At 38.2% G+C, this 14450-nt stretch carries 17 protein-coding genes and 1 pseudogene; 1 reads left to right on the forward strand and 17 read right to left on the reverse strand.

Annotation, left to right across the window (positions count from 1 at the left end; all coding sequences use genetic code 11):
* Position 1: 1 nt before the first annotated feature.
* The 14 genes and pseudogenes from WKT00_RS08195 to WKT00_RS08260 form a co-directional block, all read right to left on the reverse strand.
* Positions 2-421 carry a TadE family protein gene (locus WKT00_RS08195; RefSeq protein ID WP_340262875.1) on the reverse strand — a complete coding sequence of 140 codons (420 nt, stop codon included), beginning with the start codon at positions 419-421 and terminating at the stop codon, positions 2-4.
* 47 nt (positions 422-468) lie between these two features.
* Entirely contained in the window at positions 469-900 is a 432-nt protein-coding gene (locus WKT00_RS08200) for a prepilin peptidase (RefSeq protein WP_340262878.1), read from the reverse strand.
* Positions 888-1700, reverse strand: coding sequence for a pilus assembly protein (locus WKT00_RS08205; protein ID WP_173814828.1), 813 nt, complete (start codon positions 1698-1700; stop codon positions 888-890). Before WKT00_RS08205 ends, WKT00_RS08200 begins: the two co-directional genes overlap by 13 nt.
* Positions 1701-1783: 83 nt before the next feature.
* On the reverse strand, positions 1784-3028 hold the full coding sequence (locus tag WKT00_RS08210; protein ID WP_340262883.1) for a DUF5702 domain-containing protein: 1245 nt from the start codon (positions 3026-3028) through the stop codon (positions 1784-1786).
* 133 nt (positions 3029-3161) lie between these two features.
* The gene (locus tag WKT00_RS08215) at positions 3162-3356 is read right to left on the reverse strand and encodes a Flp1 family type IVb pilin (RefSeq protein WP_101695252.1); all 195 of its coding nucleotides are present in this window, start codon (positions 3354-3356) and stop codon (positions 3162-3164) included.
* Between the two features lie 54 nt (positions 3357-3410).
* Positions 3411-4613, reverse strand: a complete 1203-nt coding sequence (locus tag WKT00_RS08220; protein ID WP_340262886.1) for a hypothetical protein — start codon at positions 4611-4613, stop codon at positions 3411-3413.
* A gap of 5 nt (positions 4614-4618) precedes the next feature.
* Complete coding sequence (locus WKT00_RS08225) at positions 4619-5374, reverse strand: type II secretion system F family protein (protein WP_340262889.1); 756 nt, start codon at positions 5372-5374, stop codon at positions 4619-4621.
* Positions 5301-5690, reverse strand: a pseudogene (locus tag WKT00_RS08230) (ATPase, T2SS/T4P/T4SS family); the annotation flags it as partial. The pseudogene WKT00_RS08230 and the gene WKT00_RS08225, both read right to left, overlap by 74 nt.
* 139 nt (positions 5691-5829) lie before the next feature.
* Positions 5830-6126, reverse strand: a complete 297-nt coding sequence (locus tag WKT00_RS08235) for a hypothetical protein (protein WP_117698104.1) — start codon at positions 6124-6126, stop codon at positions 5830-5832.
* A gap of 131 nt (positions 6127-6257) precedes the next feature.
* Positions 6258-6638, reverse strand: coding sequence for a TnpV protein (locus tag WKT00_RS08240; RefSeq protein ID WP_117592879.1), 381 nt, complete (start codon positions 6636-6638; stop codon positions 6258-6260).
* A gap of 20 nt (positions 6639-6658) precedes the next feature.
* Positions 6659-7066 carry a DUF6262 family protein gene (locus tag WKT00_RS08245; protein WP_117592877.1) on the reverse strand — a complete coding sequence of 136 codons (408 nt, stop codon included), beginning with the start codon at positions 7064-7066 and terminating at the stop codon, positions 6659-6661.
* Entirely contained in the window at positions 7050-8558 is a 1509-nt protein-coding gene (locus tag WKT00_RS08250; RefSeq protein WP_225877012.1) for a tyrosine-type recombinase/integrase, read from the reverse strand. Before WKT00_RS08250 ends, WKT00_RS08245 begins: the two co-directional genes overlap by 17 nt.
* Positions 8545-10275: a tyrosine-type recombinase/integrase gene (locus WKT00_RS08255; protein ID WP_129700346.1), complete on the reverse strand. Its 1731-nt coding sequence runs from the start codon at positions 10273-10275 to the stop codon at positions 8545-8547. Before WKT00_RS08255 ends, WKT00_RS08250 begins: the two co-directional genes overlap by 14 nt.
* 18 nt (positions 10276-10293) lie before the next feature.
* The gene (locus WKT00_RS08260; RefSeq protein ID WP_129700344.1) at positions 10294-11397 is read right to left on the reverse strand and encodes a tyrosine-type recombinase/integrase; all 1104 of its coding nucleotides are present in this window, start codon (positions 11395-11397) and stop codon (positions 10294-10296) included.
* A 241-nt stretch (positions 11398-11638) separates the two neighbouring features.
* On the opposite strand from WKT00_RS08260, the gene WKT00_RS08265 reads away from it, so the two are divergent.
* Positions 11639-12436 carry a helix-turn-helix domain-containing protein gene (locus WKT00_RS08265; protein WP_129700342.1) on the forward strand — a complete coding sequence of 266 codons (798 nt, stop codon included), beginning with the start codon at positions 11639-11641 and terminating at the stop codon, positions 12434-12436.
* A gap of 424 nt (positions 12437-12860) precedes the next feature.
* Here WKT00_RS08265 and WKT00_RS08270 read toward each other — a convergent pair whose 3' ends face one another.
* The 3 genes from WKT00_RS08270 to WKT00_RS08280 all read right to left on the reverse strand — a co-directional run bounded on the left by WKT00_RS08270 (position 12861) and on the right by WKT00_RS08280 (position 14280).
* Positions 12861-13379, reverse strand: coding sequence for a ClbS/DfsB family four-helix bundle protein (locus WKT00_RS08270; protein ID WP_033126079.1), 519 nt, complete (start codon positions 13377-13379; stop codon positions 12861-12863).
* A 54-nt stretch (positions 13380-13433) separates the two neighbouring features.
* The gene (locus tag WKT00_RS08275) at positions 13434-14036 is read right to left on the reverse strand and encodes a Type 1 glutamine amidotransferase-like domain-containing protein (RefSeq protein ID WP_129700340.1); all 603 of its coding nucleotides are present in this window, start codon (positions 14034-14036) and stop codon (positions 13434-13436) included.
* A 76-nt stretch (positions 14037-14112) separates the two neighbouring features.
* The gene (locus tag WKT00_RS08280) at positions 14113-14280 is read right to left on the reverse strand and encodes a transposon-encoded TnpW family protein (protein ID WP_015513594.1); all 168 of its coding nucleotides are present in this window, start codon (positions 14278-14280) and stop codon (positions 14113-14115) included.
* Between the last annotated feature and the right edge of the window lie 170 nt (positions 14281-14450).

The raw sequence follows: 14450 nt of genomic DNA on the forward strand, positions 1-14450 counted from the left end.
CCTATCCTCCCATTCGCCTTTTTTTCCGAATCTGTTTTTCCGGTTCTGTAACAGCTGCCGCTTTCACAACCTCTATACGCATCTTTCCATGAGAAACAGACGCCTTTATCCTGATTTCCTTCTTCGATATATCCACAGATGTTTTTACTTCCGTCATCAAGATACACTTTCCTCTGATGCGCTCTTTTAGAAGTTCTTCCAACTCTTCTTCCTTTATTCCATTCTTTTCTCTCATCTTCGTACTTCCGACCACAGCCGTCTCATATGCCGCCCCAGACAAAATACTTTTGTCATGGTAATAAAATGCAGCCAGTATACACCCCATAATCAGGAACAGAATCATTGGCATAAGAACCGACATTTCCACTGTAAAGCTGGCAGATACTCTCCTTCGCTTTCCAGTTCTTTTTTTACTCCGCATTCTTCTTTTCCCTTCTTTTATCTCTTTTTCCATCCTTCTACTTTCTTTTATAGCTTTTCTGCACAGACGCAGATTATATATCCACACATTAAAAACGGATAAAATGGAAGTGTCTTTTTTCTTGACAGCTTTCTCCAAATAAGACACCCCATCGCCGTAATCCCTAATATAAGAAAAGTAACTGTCAGAACCCCCAAGAGTTTCCATAGTCCCAGGCAAATTCCCAGTATCAAAATTGCCAGACTGTCTCCATATCCTACGCCTTCTCTGGTAAGTCTGCTAATCCCTAGAAAAGCGATTCCCACACCTACGCCTCCCAAAATCAGAAGCGGATCTCCTTTTTCAATAAAAATCTGATTGATCAATGCCGCCACCGCAGCTAACACCAGAATATCCAGCGGAATTTTTCGATAATGAACATCCACAACTGCAAGGCTTGCCAATATTGCTGCTATTAACAGCTCGCTTACTGTCCACATTTAGAACATGCCCCCTTTCCTGCTGCCTCCGACAGCGGAACTGCATACACCGTTCTTTTCAAAGCGCTGCATGACAGCGAACCGTGATATCGATCTCCACTGTCTGTAATATACACGCCTCCCCATCCACCTCCACAGTGTTCACAAGGATAATATTTCCCCCCAGAATCATTGCGAAGTCCTTCCAATTCTTCTTTTGAAACCATATGAATTGACAAATCCAGATAGGTACAGTGATAATCTCTGTGATATACCATTCCTGTTGCTGTTACATATACAGTTTCATCTTCGCTCGTTCCAAATCCTGATTTCTCATATCCTGTCCATGTTTTAATTTTCATCTTCACACGATACTTAACTGGTTTGATCCCAAATATCGGAATAGGGAGTCTTACCTGATACGATGCAGACAGTTCACCAATCCCGGTTCTCACAGACAGACAGGATTCACTGCAGTCCACTCCCGCGTCTCCACCTTCCACAACACTTCTTGCTAAGCGCTCCGCTCCAATTGCATGAACCACATTCTTTTCTATCTCCGAAGCTCTAATTCCCGTCACCCTCCCCACATCTTCCATGGCACACTTACCTGCATACTGAAGTCCCGATCGCACGGCGCACTCAATTGCCATCATTTCCATTAGGTACAAGAGGCTAACCACCGCTAAAAAGAATAGCGGAACCGCAGCTGCTGCCTCAATAGTAATGCTCCCGGAAAGAACCGGAGTAGAGGCGGACGCAGATGCCCTCCCGGCATAGATGAGGTTTCTTATTTTTGAGGGGAGTATTTTTTTATTCATCGTACGAATCCTTCTCCTTTCTTCGTATATTTTTCATAATCTGGATGTCTATTGATGCCCGAAGGGCATCTGCATCCGCCTCTTTACTGATATCCATAATAGGTAGGAAACCGATACTGAATTTCTCTTCTCAGTCTGCATTCCGTCCACAGTTCCATACGCCCAACACACAGATCCACCTTAAACCAAGTCAACCCACTTTTCTTTCTTAAATTCTGTTCTATCATGCCAAGAGCCCGAAGCCCTCTTGCTTCTTTTCCTTCCAGAAACAACAGCATACGCAGATAATCCCGATAATCCATTCCACCTGTCGTGTCCTTTCCTTCGTTTACATCCTCTTCTGTTCCCAGACTCATCAGCGATGACAGCGATAATTGCCAACTCATATCATCCTTCACCAAGGGTACCCGGCTGCCGCCAAGCAATGATCTTAGATCCATCACAGTCTCTCCATACGCCCAGGACAGCAGAATTACCTGAGCCGCAGCCTCTGTAATTGCCGGAACCGCAAGAAGGGAACACAGAGTAAGTGCAAGTGCCTTTGCCTCTGCTTTCTTTTCTGCGTTCGTCTGAAGATACGCGTAATTAGGCACATAGCGAATCAACATCAGCTTGTTTACAACATGTTCCAGATTCTCCTGATCACTTTCCCTGCCAGCAAGGATATATTCCAATTCATACTCCAATGCACCAGACCTCTCTTCATCCGTATATGCCGTGAAATGTTCCAATAAGTACTCTCCAAACAACAATGTAGACAACGTTCCCGTTTCTTCTGCAACATCTGAGAACTCTCCATACCCTTGATTCAAGGTGCGAAACTCTGTCGTTTCTTGCAACGCGATCGCTTTTTCTGATACTTGCCGCTCCTTTGGCATCACCAGATTCAACACCTGCGACTGTTTAAGGTTCCCCACGTGTTCAATCGGATTATTCTCACTTGGGAGTTCCCCCTGCTGTTCTCCGAGAAGAGTCTCTAGCTCTTCATTTTGTTTTCTCTCTTCTTCAAGATACCCTTCTCCTTTTTCTTCCTGATGTCCCCACTGTGGCGTCTGCCCCACCAACTCTTCCATCGCATCAATCCCATACCAGTCTTCCATGTATGCTGCAACCTGATCATAAAAAAGGCTGCAGCCATGGTCTGTGAGAAACTGGATTCTTTCTATTTTATGTTTCATATTTCCCGCCCCATAAAATTCCAGGCGATCTGTAAGATTTTCTTCAGAATACTGGCCTGTCTCATAGCTTCCATCAATCGCAAATATTTCATATTCTTCCAAAAGTTCTTTCTGATATTCAGCAAACATACATTCCATCGCACGATTCATATCTGCTCTCCTGTAATTCTTTGCCATCTGGATGGAAGCACTCTCCATCACCCCAGCAACGAATGTGATTAACAAAAGAAAAATAAGGCTTAAATATGCCGTTACTTCCCCTCTGCACTGACACCTCTTCATATTAGATGCCCGCACTTTCACTCGTAATTTTCTCAAAAATATTCTGAACCAAACTTGTAAGCTGCGACTTAAAAATAATAACCAGCCCGATTAAAACCACCAGAATCAAAATCACTTCCACAACACCGATTCCCTTGTCATCTTTTAACTCTTCTATCAGACTTTCCAATCTCCATTTCAACTTCCATTTCCACATATGACTTCTCCTTTCATTAAAGTTCTTGAAATTCTTTTATTTCCTTCCTCTTTGCTACATCTGCATGGACAGAAATGCCGGTACAATCACTATAACCAACACCACACTCAGCATGAGAAACATCGGCAAAAGTAGTTTCGTTCCCGCCTCTTCTCCGCGCTTTCTGGCATTTGCTTTCCGATCTTCAAACGCCTGCAAAGCTTCCGCTTTCAATAGCTGTGTTAACCCCTTCGTTCCTTTCCTAAGATTTTGAGACAACAATGCCCCTAGTCTTACATATGCCTGCACATCACACCGTCTTCCGTAATTTTCATAACAGGACGATTCTGCCACACCACTATCCATCTCATGGCAACTGCTGCACATTTCTTCATACGCGTATCTAATTCCCATAGTGTCCTGCTGCCTCTTGTAATCTTCTGCAATCTTTTTCCATGCTCTCTTCACCGTCATTCCCGCTCCCATATACAAGGTCAATTTATTTACAATATCTGGATAATCCAGAATCATCTGATTCTTACGCTCTGCCATCTTCTTCTCCTGATTCTGCTTATCCAGTGCTTTTAAAAGAATTCCGACCAGCACACCCGTAATAATCAGAACTAACCCTCGATCCTGCATTTTTCGGTAATAAGTCAATGTCTGATCCCCCACCTTTTCCGGCAAGTAGAAAAAGGGATGTTCCCGCTCCTCTTTTTCCTTTCGCTGAATTTCACGGACGATACTCTGATTTTCCATTTCTTCTTTCGTCAGCTTCTGAGGATATACACAAACCGCACACTGGTATCTCGCCTGCTTCGTCTCATCTTCTGTATACGTCAGCACTGCACTGATATTCACCACTGTTCCTGTTTCTCGTAGTTTTGGCTTCTGAATCTCTCCTTTGATATTCATCACATCATACCGATCCAGCTCCCAGGTCACTTCTACCGGTTCATCCGGCACCTTTGCCAAAAGATTCAGGTTCTGTTCCACACGATCAAAACTTTTATTTTCTCCCAAAATCAAGGTATCCATCCGACGGATGACCCGCTCAAACATCTCTTTAACCTCCGCTTTGGAATACTGCTGCTCTGCAATCTGAATCTTCACAGGAATTCTCTGTTTCTCACCTTCTTTCTGCACCATGACCTGCTCTGTCTTTTCTCCACTTCCGTATGCATTTCGGACAATCTTTCCATCCTCCGCTGATCTCGAAGCAAGATAATCCCAAGCTAACAGAAGTGTTCCTCCCATAATAAGAAGCCCTACAGCCATTGCCCTTAAACTTCTATTTCGATCATTTTGAAACCCAGATAATATGCGCCTAAATAGATTGCCAGACATCCTGACATCACCCCGATTCCCAATGCATTTCCATATAACCCGTCCATAAATTCCGAAAAGCTGAGATTCATATAGCCGATCATGCCATATGGAATCACGGACATTACCCGGAATTCATATTTCTTTGCCGCCAGCAAAGTATCAATCTCCCGCTTTACGTCGATCTTATCTCCTATCTGCTGTACGGTACTTCGGATAATAGCAATCATATCCCCACCGCTTTTTTTCGCCGCGGCAAATACCGTTACAAAGCTCCTGACATCCTCTGTCTGTACCTGGTCCGCCAATTCCTGAAATATCTGCTCGATTGGAATCTGCAGTCTGATTTTCCGAACCATCACCGCCAATTCTTTGGAAATCCGATCTTCTTCCGTATAGATCAGCTGCAGATCCTTTTTTGCTTCACGCACAGCATTTTCTACAGAGTATCCGGTGTTAAGCGCAGAAGAGATTGCCTGAATCGCCTCCTTAAACTGAAGGAGGAATTGTGTTTCCTTCTTCTTCTCCAGTTCTTTTGCAAGCATCTTCATATGCCAGACGAACATCGGGATCAACGGCAGAATCATAAAAACGGATCGGTAATACAGCCACGCCGTCACTCCCGTAATGCCAAGCGATCTAATTATTATGAGCCCCCATTCCTTCCGGGTAATATCCTGCTGCCAACAGCTTGCCTTTTTGCTCCATTTCATAACACTTCCTCCATTCTCCCTCAATTCTATTTCCGTTCTCGCCCCTCTCTTCAAAGCGATAAAGCGGATGCAGGATGATCTCCCCATCCCGGTATTCCAGCACTTCCGTTACTTCCAGAACCTTTCTGCTCTTATCACGCAGTCTCCCTAAATGAACAATGATGTCCACTCCAGACGCAATCTGTCTCTGAATCGCTGCAAGTGGAAGGTCCATACCCATCAGTACCATCGTCTCCAGTCTGCTCAGCATATCTTCCGGACTGTTGGCATGTCCCGTGCTCAAGCTTCCATCATGCCCTGTATTCAGTGCCTTTATATGGACTCCCTATGTTCCCATCATGCAGAAATACAATATCTGTACTTAATACACAATGTATATAACGTTATTATCTTGCCATTTCACAGTTGCAAAAAGAAAAGAGAACCTTTCACAGCCCTCTTTCATATCGACTTTCTCATTCATTTATCATACTCAACAGTTTGTCAACCAATGTCTCTAAACTTTTTCCCAAAAATGGGACAAAGTCAGGTATTGCACCAAATGCCATCCCAATTATTATCATTCGACCACATTCTCTTGCAGATTCCAATGCAAATCCATAGCTCAAAACACCTGTCAGAATAAATATAATTGATAAAAAGTAAAGAAAAATATTTCCCAACATCATAGGAATTTTTAATAACCAGCAAATCAATGTCATTACTACAAGAATCAAACACAAAAACACTTTTATTATGTACTTAACCAACATTTTTAATCCCTCACTTTTTTATCTTTCCGGACAGCAAGAATCCTGCCATCCGGACTTCCATTTTTTTGCTATCCGGACTTCCACTTTTTTGCTATCCGGGCTGCAAAATTCTTGCTATCCAATACAGTTCATTATCCTTTCGTGTATATCATTTCCGTCAAAATCATCTCTTCTGCATCATGACAAATGGTATTCATCCTCCTAGTCCATTCCATGTTGTCCTGTCTTTTTAATTTCTCTGTAATTCCTTGTTTCTCCATCATCTGTTTTACTAATTGTTCTTCCCTATCCCTTGCTTCTGCATCAATCTGATTCAAATGCTCAACAAGTTTTCCTTGTAACAACAATATTTGATATTTTGCCCTTCTGTGTTCCTGTAAATAGCTTTTACGAAGCATCCCATATTTCCCATATGTTGGTTCAATATCTTTAAGTGCCAATTCCGGCAAATAATAATCACCACATAACATATACGTAAGTCCATTTTTCTCATCGTAAATTTCGTTCTGCATAAAATATTCTCCTTTTCTTCCTATAATTGGTCGTACATCTTCAACAGTGTTCCCTTTTTCATTTGACTATATTTCACTTGTAATTCTTCATATTTTTTCTGTAGATTCTCATATTCGTTTTTCGGAACACTATCGGATAATTTCTGTTCTAAACTCTTAATCCGTGCTTCCTGTGCTTTTGCAATAGCATCGCTTTTAGGATTTCGCAATATCATTCCCTGTTGTTTTTCCTTCAATTCCATCATGACCTGTTTCACATTCGGATTATTATAGAAAAAACCTCTGGAAAGTCCTGTTAATTTTGTAAGTTCAGCAACTGAAATTTTTATATTTTTTCTATACATTGTTTCAATAGCTGTTATTGCTGTTTCCGTCATTTCCGCACTTTTTTCTTTTGCCAGTGCTACCATTTTATCGTGTTTCTGCATTTTCCTTTTCCCTCCTGTATTGTGCTAATAATTCATTCATTTCATCTCGTACAGCCTTTGTATCCTCCGCTAATGCTTCGTTTCTTAACCGCCGATAATGTGGTATGGTTCGTGTATCCTTATGCCCCAACAGCCTTGCAATGCTATCATCATCTAATTTCATTTCTGTAAGTTTTACTCCAAAAGTGTGTCTAAAACGATGTGTACGAAACTCAAAATAATTTCCATTATCATCCCTGATATCATTTTCATAAATCATGATATTTACATGATATTTCAGCATTGAATCTGTATATAATTTCCCATTATCTTGCAGAAAAATATATTCTGAATCTGGATGGTCCTTTTCTGAAACTTCTATTGCTTTTCTAATCACTTCTGCCAGCTGATCGCTGACTGGTCTTTTGTATTTCCTTGTTTTATGCTGGAGAATAGTTATAAAATAATGCCCAGATTTCTCAGATAAGCAATCCCTTCGCAAAGTCAACGTATCCTCTATTCTTGTACCGAGCATCTGATGTATTATTAGACATCTTCCTAACTGGGGCTTTAATTTTGTTAATGCACTATTAAATCTCCTGATTTCTGCATCTGAATACGCTTCTGGCAAAGCGTTGTCATATGCTCTGCAATCACTGGACAGAAAAAGATTGCATAAATTTTCTATTTCCAGTTCCCGCCCAATTTCATCCAGCAGATTATCCAAAACCGACAGTTCTGTTGTGTAACTGACTGATGTAAGACCGGTATCCGTTTTTATATAAACCAGATAATCTTCTATCATATCCCTGCTAATTTCTGTAAAATGCTTTACTTCTGGAAACCGATCATACATAAATCTAGCAAACCGACGGAATCCACACAATTCGCCTTTTATACTACCCATTGCTTTTGTCTGGCAGTGGCTATACAATATTCTCTTTATTATCTCTTTAAATTCTCTCTGCCTAATCTCACGAAAATCTAATCTATATCTTCCACGAATCGGATTACTCCTTGGCACAATATCCAGCTTTCTCATATCCCATACATCTTTTTCATTTTCTGGAATATCTGCTGTTTTACACTTCACAACATACTCATAATACATTTTCAGAAAAGAAACCTGAGCGCTATTTTGTTGCTCAACATTCCGCCTATCCGGTCTATTTCTTCTAACGTACAGCGCCAATCCTTTTTTATATAAAAATGCTTTATAGCTTCTCTCCAGTTCTTCCCATTTTTTATCAGTAATGCTGCTACAGCTTGTACACTTCTCATTCAGAAATTCTTTCAACAGATCAAATCTGTAAATATCATTTACGGCTGTTGATAATGATAAACGTCTACATCTATCATCGATATACCCATAAATCTCATCCTGTATCTTTTCATTACGAATCTCTGATATGTAGTACACCCTGTTTTCCTTCCATTTCAGCCCAGCCAACTGTTTTTCTGTAGCTTGTTGATAACAGTCATAAGAAATCAAATTAATATTACCTTTCATCATCTTCTACTCCTTTCAATTTAAATGACTGATTTCTTGAAAAATATTTATCTTCAGCCGATACAATACGTTCCGGCATGAAATCAATGTACTGTTGTGTCATATTCTCACTTGAATGTCCCAGATAATCTCGTACCCCTTGTATAGAAACTCCATTTCCGTACATTGAAGTTGCAAGGTTATGTCTGTAATCGTGTGCTCTAAAGATGTAATCTCCACAGGCAATCCCACGAGCCTTACACTCCCGAATCATCTGATTTGAAAATGTCTGTCCATTAAATGCACCACCTTTTTTATTTTTGAATAAATACTCCCCATTTTTTATTCCGTACTTTTTTTCATAATCGTTCACCAGTCCAACCAATAAACTCGGAACAGGAATGACTTTTTCCCTCCGCATTTTGCTTTGATATATGCGCATCCAATTCTCATTGCCTTGTGAATAAAAGGCTCCCGATTTTATTGTACAAACCTCGCTTTTCCTAATTCCTGTGCAAAACAAAATCAAATACATCAACTGTAAATGCTCTGGGAATGCCGGCAACTCCTTAATCAGATGAGCAATTGTTTTTTCTGGAACACTTCTTTCGTTGTGTTCTGGAAAACCTTTTTTTAAAAATCGTTCCGGATAAAACTTCAACACTTCAATATTTTTCATTTTCAAAAACTGTAGAAATGTATGTATATGAGTTATATATCGGTTAAACGTGGAATATTTAATATCGGACACATCCAAAATAGATACATAATCCGCTATATCTTGTATCTCCAGTTCAGTTACTTTCTTACTCTGTCCATCCAGATATTTTAAAAATTGTGAAATAAAACTTATTGTATTTCGGATATTTGATAAAGACAGATCAGATATCCCAACTAAATATTTTGCGTATAATTGTAAATACCAACGATTTTCTTTTTCGTAAATATTAATAAATGAAAGACTTTTAACAGGTGAACTGGCATTGATTCTTGATTTATCAAACTGAAACCTATCCATATACCAGATACATGCTTGCCAATTTATCTCTGAATCTGTTAGAAATAACGTTCTTCTCGCAAACTCAACAATCTTAGAAGCCTGTTTTTTTATAATTTCTGACTCCTTGTTTAAATACAGATAAAATCTGTTTTCATCTGCCTGTTCCATTTCTTCAATATCATCTATTCCGTACTTATCGCAAAACCGTACAAGTGCTTTTAATGGTTCTAAAAAATATCTTCGATGTCTTTGTACCTTATCCATATTCAGAATTTCACACAGCAATATTTTTGTCTGTCGCACCAACTGTGATGAATGTATCCTCGTTAAGTCCCATAACAAATCATTCTTATCGACCACCTGACGGAAAGATTGTGCTTTCTTCTTATTGGGGACATACAGCAAAAACAATTTGTCTTGCTTAAAAAACTCCTGTTCTACAGAGAAAGGATTTCCTTGTGAATAGACATCCGGCATATTTTCTATTTTTAAACGATCAAATAAGCTCATTAATTCCACTTTATATTTTTCTGAAATATCCTCTTTTTCAAGAGACTCCATATACATTTTTCTCGTTTCATAGTTAATATCTGCAGTACACTGTATATCTGTATACTGAAAAAATTTATATAACCGGTTATAGTATTTTGCTTCTCCATTCGTAACTAAAGATATTTCTTCCTTTAATTTCTCAGATATTTTTTCCTGATATAACTTCGGAACAATTTTTAATACTGCCAAGGTAATCCCTCCTTCCTTTTACAGAAAATCTACAATTTGGTATAAATCTTCATTATTTGAGTAGTATTGATCTGTTGCTTCTATCAATCGTTCATTATTTTCACCCAAGTATTTAATGGTAGTTTCAACTTTCTTATGCCCCAGGGCAAAACGAATGTCATTCAAATCCCATCCTTCTTTTCTTCTTTCCTCCGCAAAATAGTGTCGGAGCTGATGCGGATGGGAATTGATATCCGTTTTTTTGGATAGTCTTTTCAACATGCTATACACAGAATCCGCATCTAATGGCTCTCCTTTGTTTTTTCCAGTCAATTTTGTAAATAGATACTCCGAGTTCATCAGACTTTTTCGATTATCAGAAATGTACTTAACCAAGAACTCAAAAGTTGTATTACTTAACAAAGCCATTCTATATTCTGCATTTTTTGCTCTTGCCAAGTTGGTATTGGATTCACGATACCTTACCCGAACCGTCCTTCTTTCAAAATCAATATCTTCGGTATAATGGATTCCCAGAATTTCCCCTAATCTAAGACCGGTTTCTGCCATCATTGCTATCAGCAATCGATCTCTATCATTCGTACAGGCATTTATCAGCTCCTGTATTTCTTCGGATGTTATTTCTTCCAGATTAGGTTCTTCTTCTTTGAAGAAACCTTTAAACGAATTCACTGCATTTTGATGATTTACTCCCATACTGTCAAAATACGATACTTTTTTTACTCGTAAGACTTTAAGCATTGGCAAAACATCTTCCAGTGCCAAAAACTGGTAGTATCTGAAAACTGCACCAAGATACATATTGCAGGTCTTATTGCTCGTTTGTGTATTATGCTCAGTATGCTTTCCACTCTTAACCCAATACAAGAAATCAATAAAATGTTTATTCTGCTCTGAATAGGATAGCAATGTAATCTCATCCAATCCTATCGTTTGCTCCTGCAGATAATTGTAATAATATGAAAGTGCGAAGGCTGCGGATTTTACAGTATTCGGAGAAGCATTAATCTGATCCAGATGCTTCAAATACTTTGATGGAAGAATTTCAATTTCTTCAATATCAGAAATAATCAAAAAACGTGGTCTATTATCTTTCAAAATCGAAACAACCCTATATTTCAATCCACAGCCCTCCTTCCTTTCGTTTTGATTTATTTGACTTCTTTGACTTCTTAATTCTACATTATACACAAAGAAGTCAAAATGTCAATTACGTTTTTGATTTCTTTGACTTTTGTAAGAATATCAATAAAGCATTTTTTGATTTCTTTATGTTTTAAATTGATTTTTAGGGATATAATTGATAAGATAAAATACAAGAAGTCAATTTATATAAAGTCAAAGAAGTCAAGAGGAGATTTGCATGAACGAATTTATATCAAATTCAGACACACTAATAAATCCTGACAGCGTTTACGATCAGGAAAGATTCATCAATATACTTCAAATCATTTTACAGAAAAAAACACAAAAAGAATTATCTGAACAAACAGGCTTAAATAATGCAACCATTTCACGAATGCTCAACGGTGCCCGATCTGGAAGACCATATAAAAGCACTATTGATAAAATTGCAAAAGCCATTGATGATCCAGAACTTATCCAAGAGTTATATGATGCAACGGGATATTCTTCTAAGAAAATACGGGAACGAAAAAAGATAATTGCAGACAATGGATTTTCTCTGGATCTCTCTACTGTTCAGGTGCATGAAAAATTTTTTTCTACCTTAATGCGTGGACTTTCCATGATGACAAGTCTGCATAAAGTTGAATGGACAATAAAATCCGGAACACCCAGATCATACGATTATTTAATTGAATTAAAAGAGGGAAATATAGATTATTGGTATATTAGATATGTAGATAGAATTACTTCTGATGAAGAAAGAAAAAAAGCCTTAACTGCCATTTATGGAGAATTTGCAAAATTGAAATTGGGCGGAAAAATCAAAGTTTCTTGCGCCACTCCTTCTTACGAAGATTATGATTATTTTGTTACAATTCCGCCATATCAATTAAATACAAATGCTTCAATTATACATTTTGATTCTGAACTCGAAAGATTTGCAGACGAAACCTTTTTAGAGACAGCTTTACCACTTAAAGAAAATATTCCTGTTAAGGATTTTTGTAATCTTACCGAATCACTGATACTATAACTTTTTGATTTTATCACAGAGAGAGTTACTTATGGCTCTCTCTTTTTTTAACACTTCCTCCTCCCACGTTCCAACTCATTATGGCTAATCATTTTCTAAAGCAAGTATCGCCTAGAGTAACTCAAAATCCCATTTCTGGATTATGATTCTCTGACGAACTTAATGGAGATTACGATTCCCCATACCCTCAATATCACAAAATATCAAATTTTGCTATTAGCTCATAATAAATTTTCGCAGCTATCTGTTTTTGCACTCATAGTTACCAAAAGCTTTTTATAACCATCTGCTTCTACCAGTAACAAAATGTCAATAGTTTTTTAATCACTTTTTCAAAAAAGGCAAAAAAATAGAACGTATAGATTATTTCCATACGCTCTATCTCACATTTCATATTAAATTTTTGAATTCTACAAACTTGAAGTTATAGTGCAATCTTTTTCCATTTTCTAATCTTGGTTCTAAAGGTTCCGAACGGAGCAACTGTATTAACATGTATGAATTTGTATACTTCCCAGACAGCTGTTTTAGTTGCTTCGTCAGCCCATTTTCTCATATGTGGTTTAAATAATTCTTCATCACTCAGAGAATCAATCATTGCATAAATAGAGTTGATATTCTCATTCAATCTGTCTTTCAATTCTTGCAGTGACAGCTGAGCATATGTATCTGTGAACCATTGATATAATTCGCCAAGCTGATTCCACTTAAAATTATCCGAAGGAGTTTTGACAGGAATACCCTTTCTTTCGTCTGATTCCCATTTAATAACAAGAGTTGTCCAGCCAACCTGATAAGCAAGATTTTCTGCCGGAGTTCGATCGACCTCATCAATTCTCTTATCTTTTAAATGCTCCGGAATATCATTAAATTCTGAAATATACTTTGCAAAGCTTTTATTTATCTCGTTTTTAAGCTCGTCTTTATTCTCATATGTTCTCAATAGTCTATCTCCTCAGCTTCCGATTTTCCAGTTTCAAAAAAAGGATTTTGCAAATTAGTCTTTGCAAATAACCTTTGAACCTTCACCATCAATTACAATTCCCTGATGGTTGTTAATAGGGCATAGATTCAAATCCGAAAACTCAGTCATTATTTTCTCGGTAACTTTCTTAAATGGTGCTGTAAGATAATGCGGAAGAACATAGAAATCAATCAAATCAAGCCCTGCATCATCTTCTTGTGAGTAGTCCTCCGGCTTTTCATCCATTTGCTCGATATATTGGATGCTTGGAGCGCATATAATTGCGCCTGCCGACTCGCCGATCATCAATTTTCCATTTACCAATTCCTTTTTCAGCAACCCATCAGTTCTTGTTTTACGGAGTTGGTCCATAAGAAAGAAAGAATTTCCGCCGGTAAAATATATCACATCTGCATCTTCAAAAACAGACTGTATCGTTGAATAAGCCTCCGTTGAAATATCAATTTCAGTTACGATTGCTCCCAACTTTTTGATTAATTTTCGAGCCGAGCCGACATAACCGGTGTAGCCTTCACGCAACGAAGCTGTTGGAATAAATGCGACTTTCTTATTTTCAATTTCTTCTTTTATCAGACTTCCTACACTTGAAAAGTGCGAACATAAAAATAGTTTCATCAATATTCTCCTTTATAAATACCGATTTGTTACTCACATGATATCATATTTTTTCTTCAATTACATCCACCTAATTTTAATATACTGCCTGTCGACTTGCTTCTGTAACCAGCATCCGGTTAATCTTCTCCTGCATTGTTTCCTTTGCATTTTCATTGAAATGATAACGGACAACATAGACTGTCTGCCCGATTTTCTTTGTAAATGTGTTACCCTCTGTTTTTGTATTCATCATTTTTTCCATAATCATTTTTCCTTTCTTTTGGAGCCCCAGCAGAGAGTCATTCCATTGGTCTCTGTCAGAACATTATTCTTTAAATCAGGCCCAAAATGGGCACTTCCAGTTTCACAGGCTACCTATATATAGCCTTTTCATTTTTGCTTGCAAAAAGCCTTGTGATCACAGCACTTTTT

Origin of the sequence: Dorea sp. ICN-14282, from assembly GCF_037890115.1 — a bacterium.
Taxonomy (GTDB): Bacteria; Bacillota; Clostridia; order Lachnospirales; family Lachnospiraceae; genus Dorea_B; species Dorea_B phocaeensis.

Coding starts and splice junctions, on each gene's coding strand:
- WKT00_RS08195 (WP_340262875.1), bottom strand. CDS start 421: ATGCGGAGTAAAAAAAGAACTGGAAAGCGAAGGAGAGTATCTGCCAGC.
- WKT00_RS08200 (WP_340262878.1), bottom strand. CDS start 900: ATGTGGACAGTAAGCGAGCTGTTAATAGCAGCAATATTGGCAAGCCTT.
- WKT00_RS08205 (WP_173814828.1), bottom strand. CDS start 1,700: ATGAATAAAAAAATACTCCCCTCAAAAATAAGAAACCTCATCTATGCC.
- WKT00_RS08210 (WP_340262883.1), bottom strand. CDS start 3,028: ATGAATCGTGCGATGGAATGTATGTTTGCTGAATATCAGAAAGAACTT.
- WKT00_RS08215 (WP_101695252.1), bottom strand. CDS start 3,356: ATGTGGAAATGGAAGTTGAAATGGAGATTGGAAAGTCTGATAGAAGAG.
- WKT00_RS08220 (WP_340262886.1), bottom strand. CDS start 4,613: ATGGCTGTAGGGCTTCTTATTATGGGAGGAACACTTCTGTTAGCTTGG.
- WKT00_RS08225 (WP_340262889.1), bottom strand. CDS start 5,374: ATGAAATGGAGCAAAAAGGCAAGCTGTTGGCAGCAGGATATTACCCGG.
- WKT00_RS08235 (WP_117698104.1), bottom strand. CDS start 6,126: ATGTTGGTTAAGTACATAATAAAAGTGTTTTTGTGTTTGATTCTTGTA.
- WKT00_RS08240 (WP_117592879.1), bottom strand. CDS start 6,638: ATGCAGAACGAAATTTACGATGAGAAAAATGGACTTACGTATATGTTA.
- WKT00_RS08245 (WP_117592877.1), bottom strand. CDS start 7,066: ATGCAGAAACACGATAAAATGGTAGCACTGGCAAAAGAAAAAAGTGCG.
- WKT00_RS08250 (WP_225877012.1), bottom strand. CDS start 8,558: ATGATGAAAGGTAATATTAATTTGATTTCTTATGACTGTTATCAACAA.
- WKT00_RS08265 (WP_129700342.1), top strand. CDS start 11,639: ATGAACGAATTTATATCAAATTCAGACACACTAATAAATCCTGACAGC.
- WKT00_RS08275 (WP_129700340.1), bottom strand. CDS start 14,036: ATGAAACTATTTTTATGTTCGCACTTTTCAAGTGTAGGAAGTCTGATA.
- WKT00_RS08280 (WP_015513594.1), bottom strand. CDS start 14,280: ATGGAAAAAATGATGAATACAAAAACAGAGGGTAACACATTTACAAAG.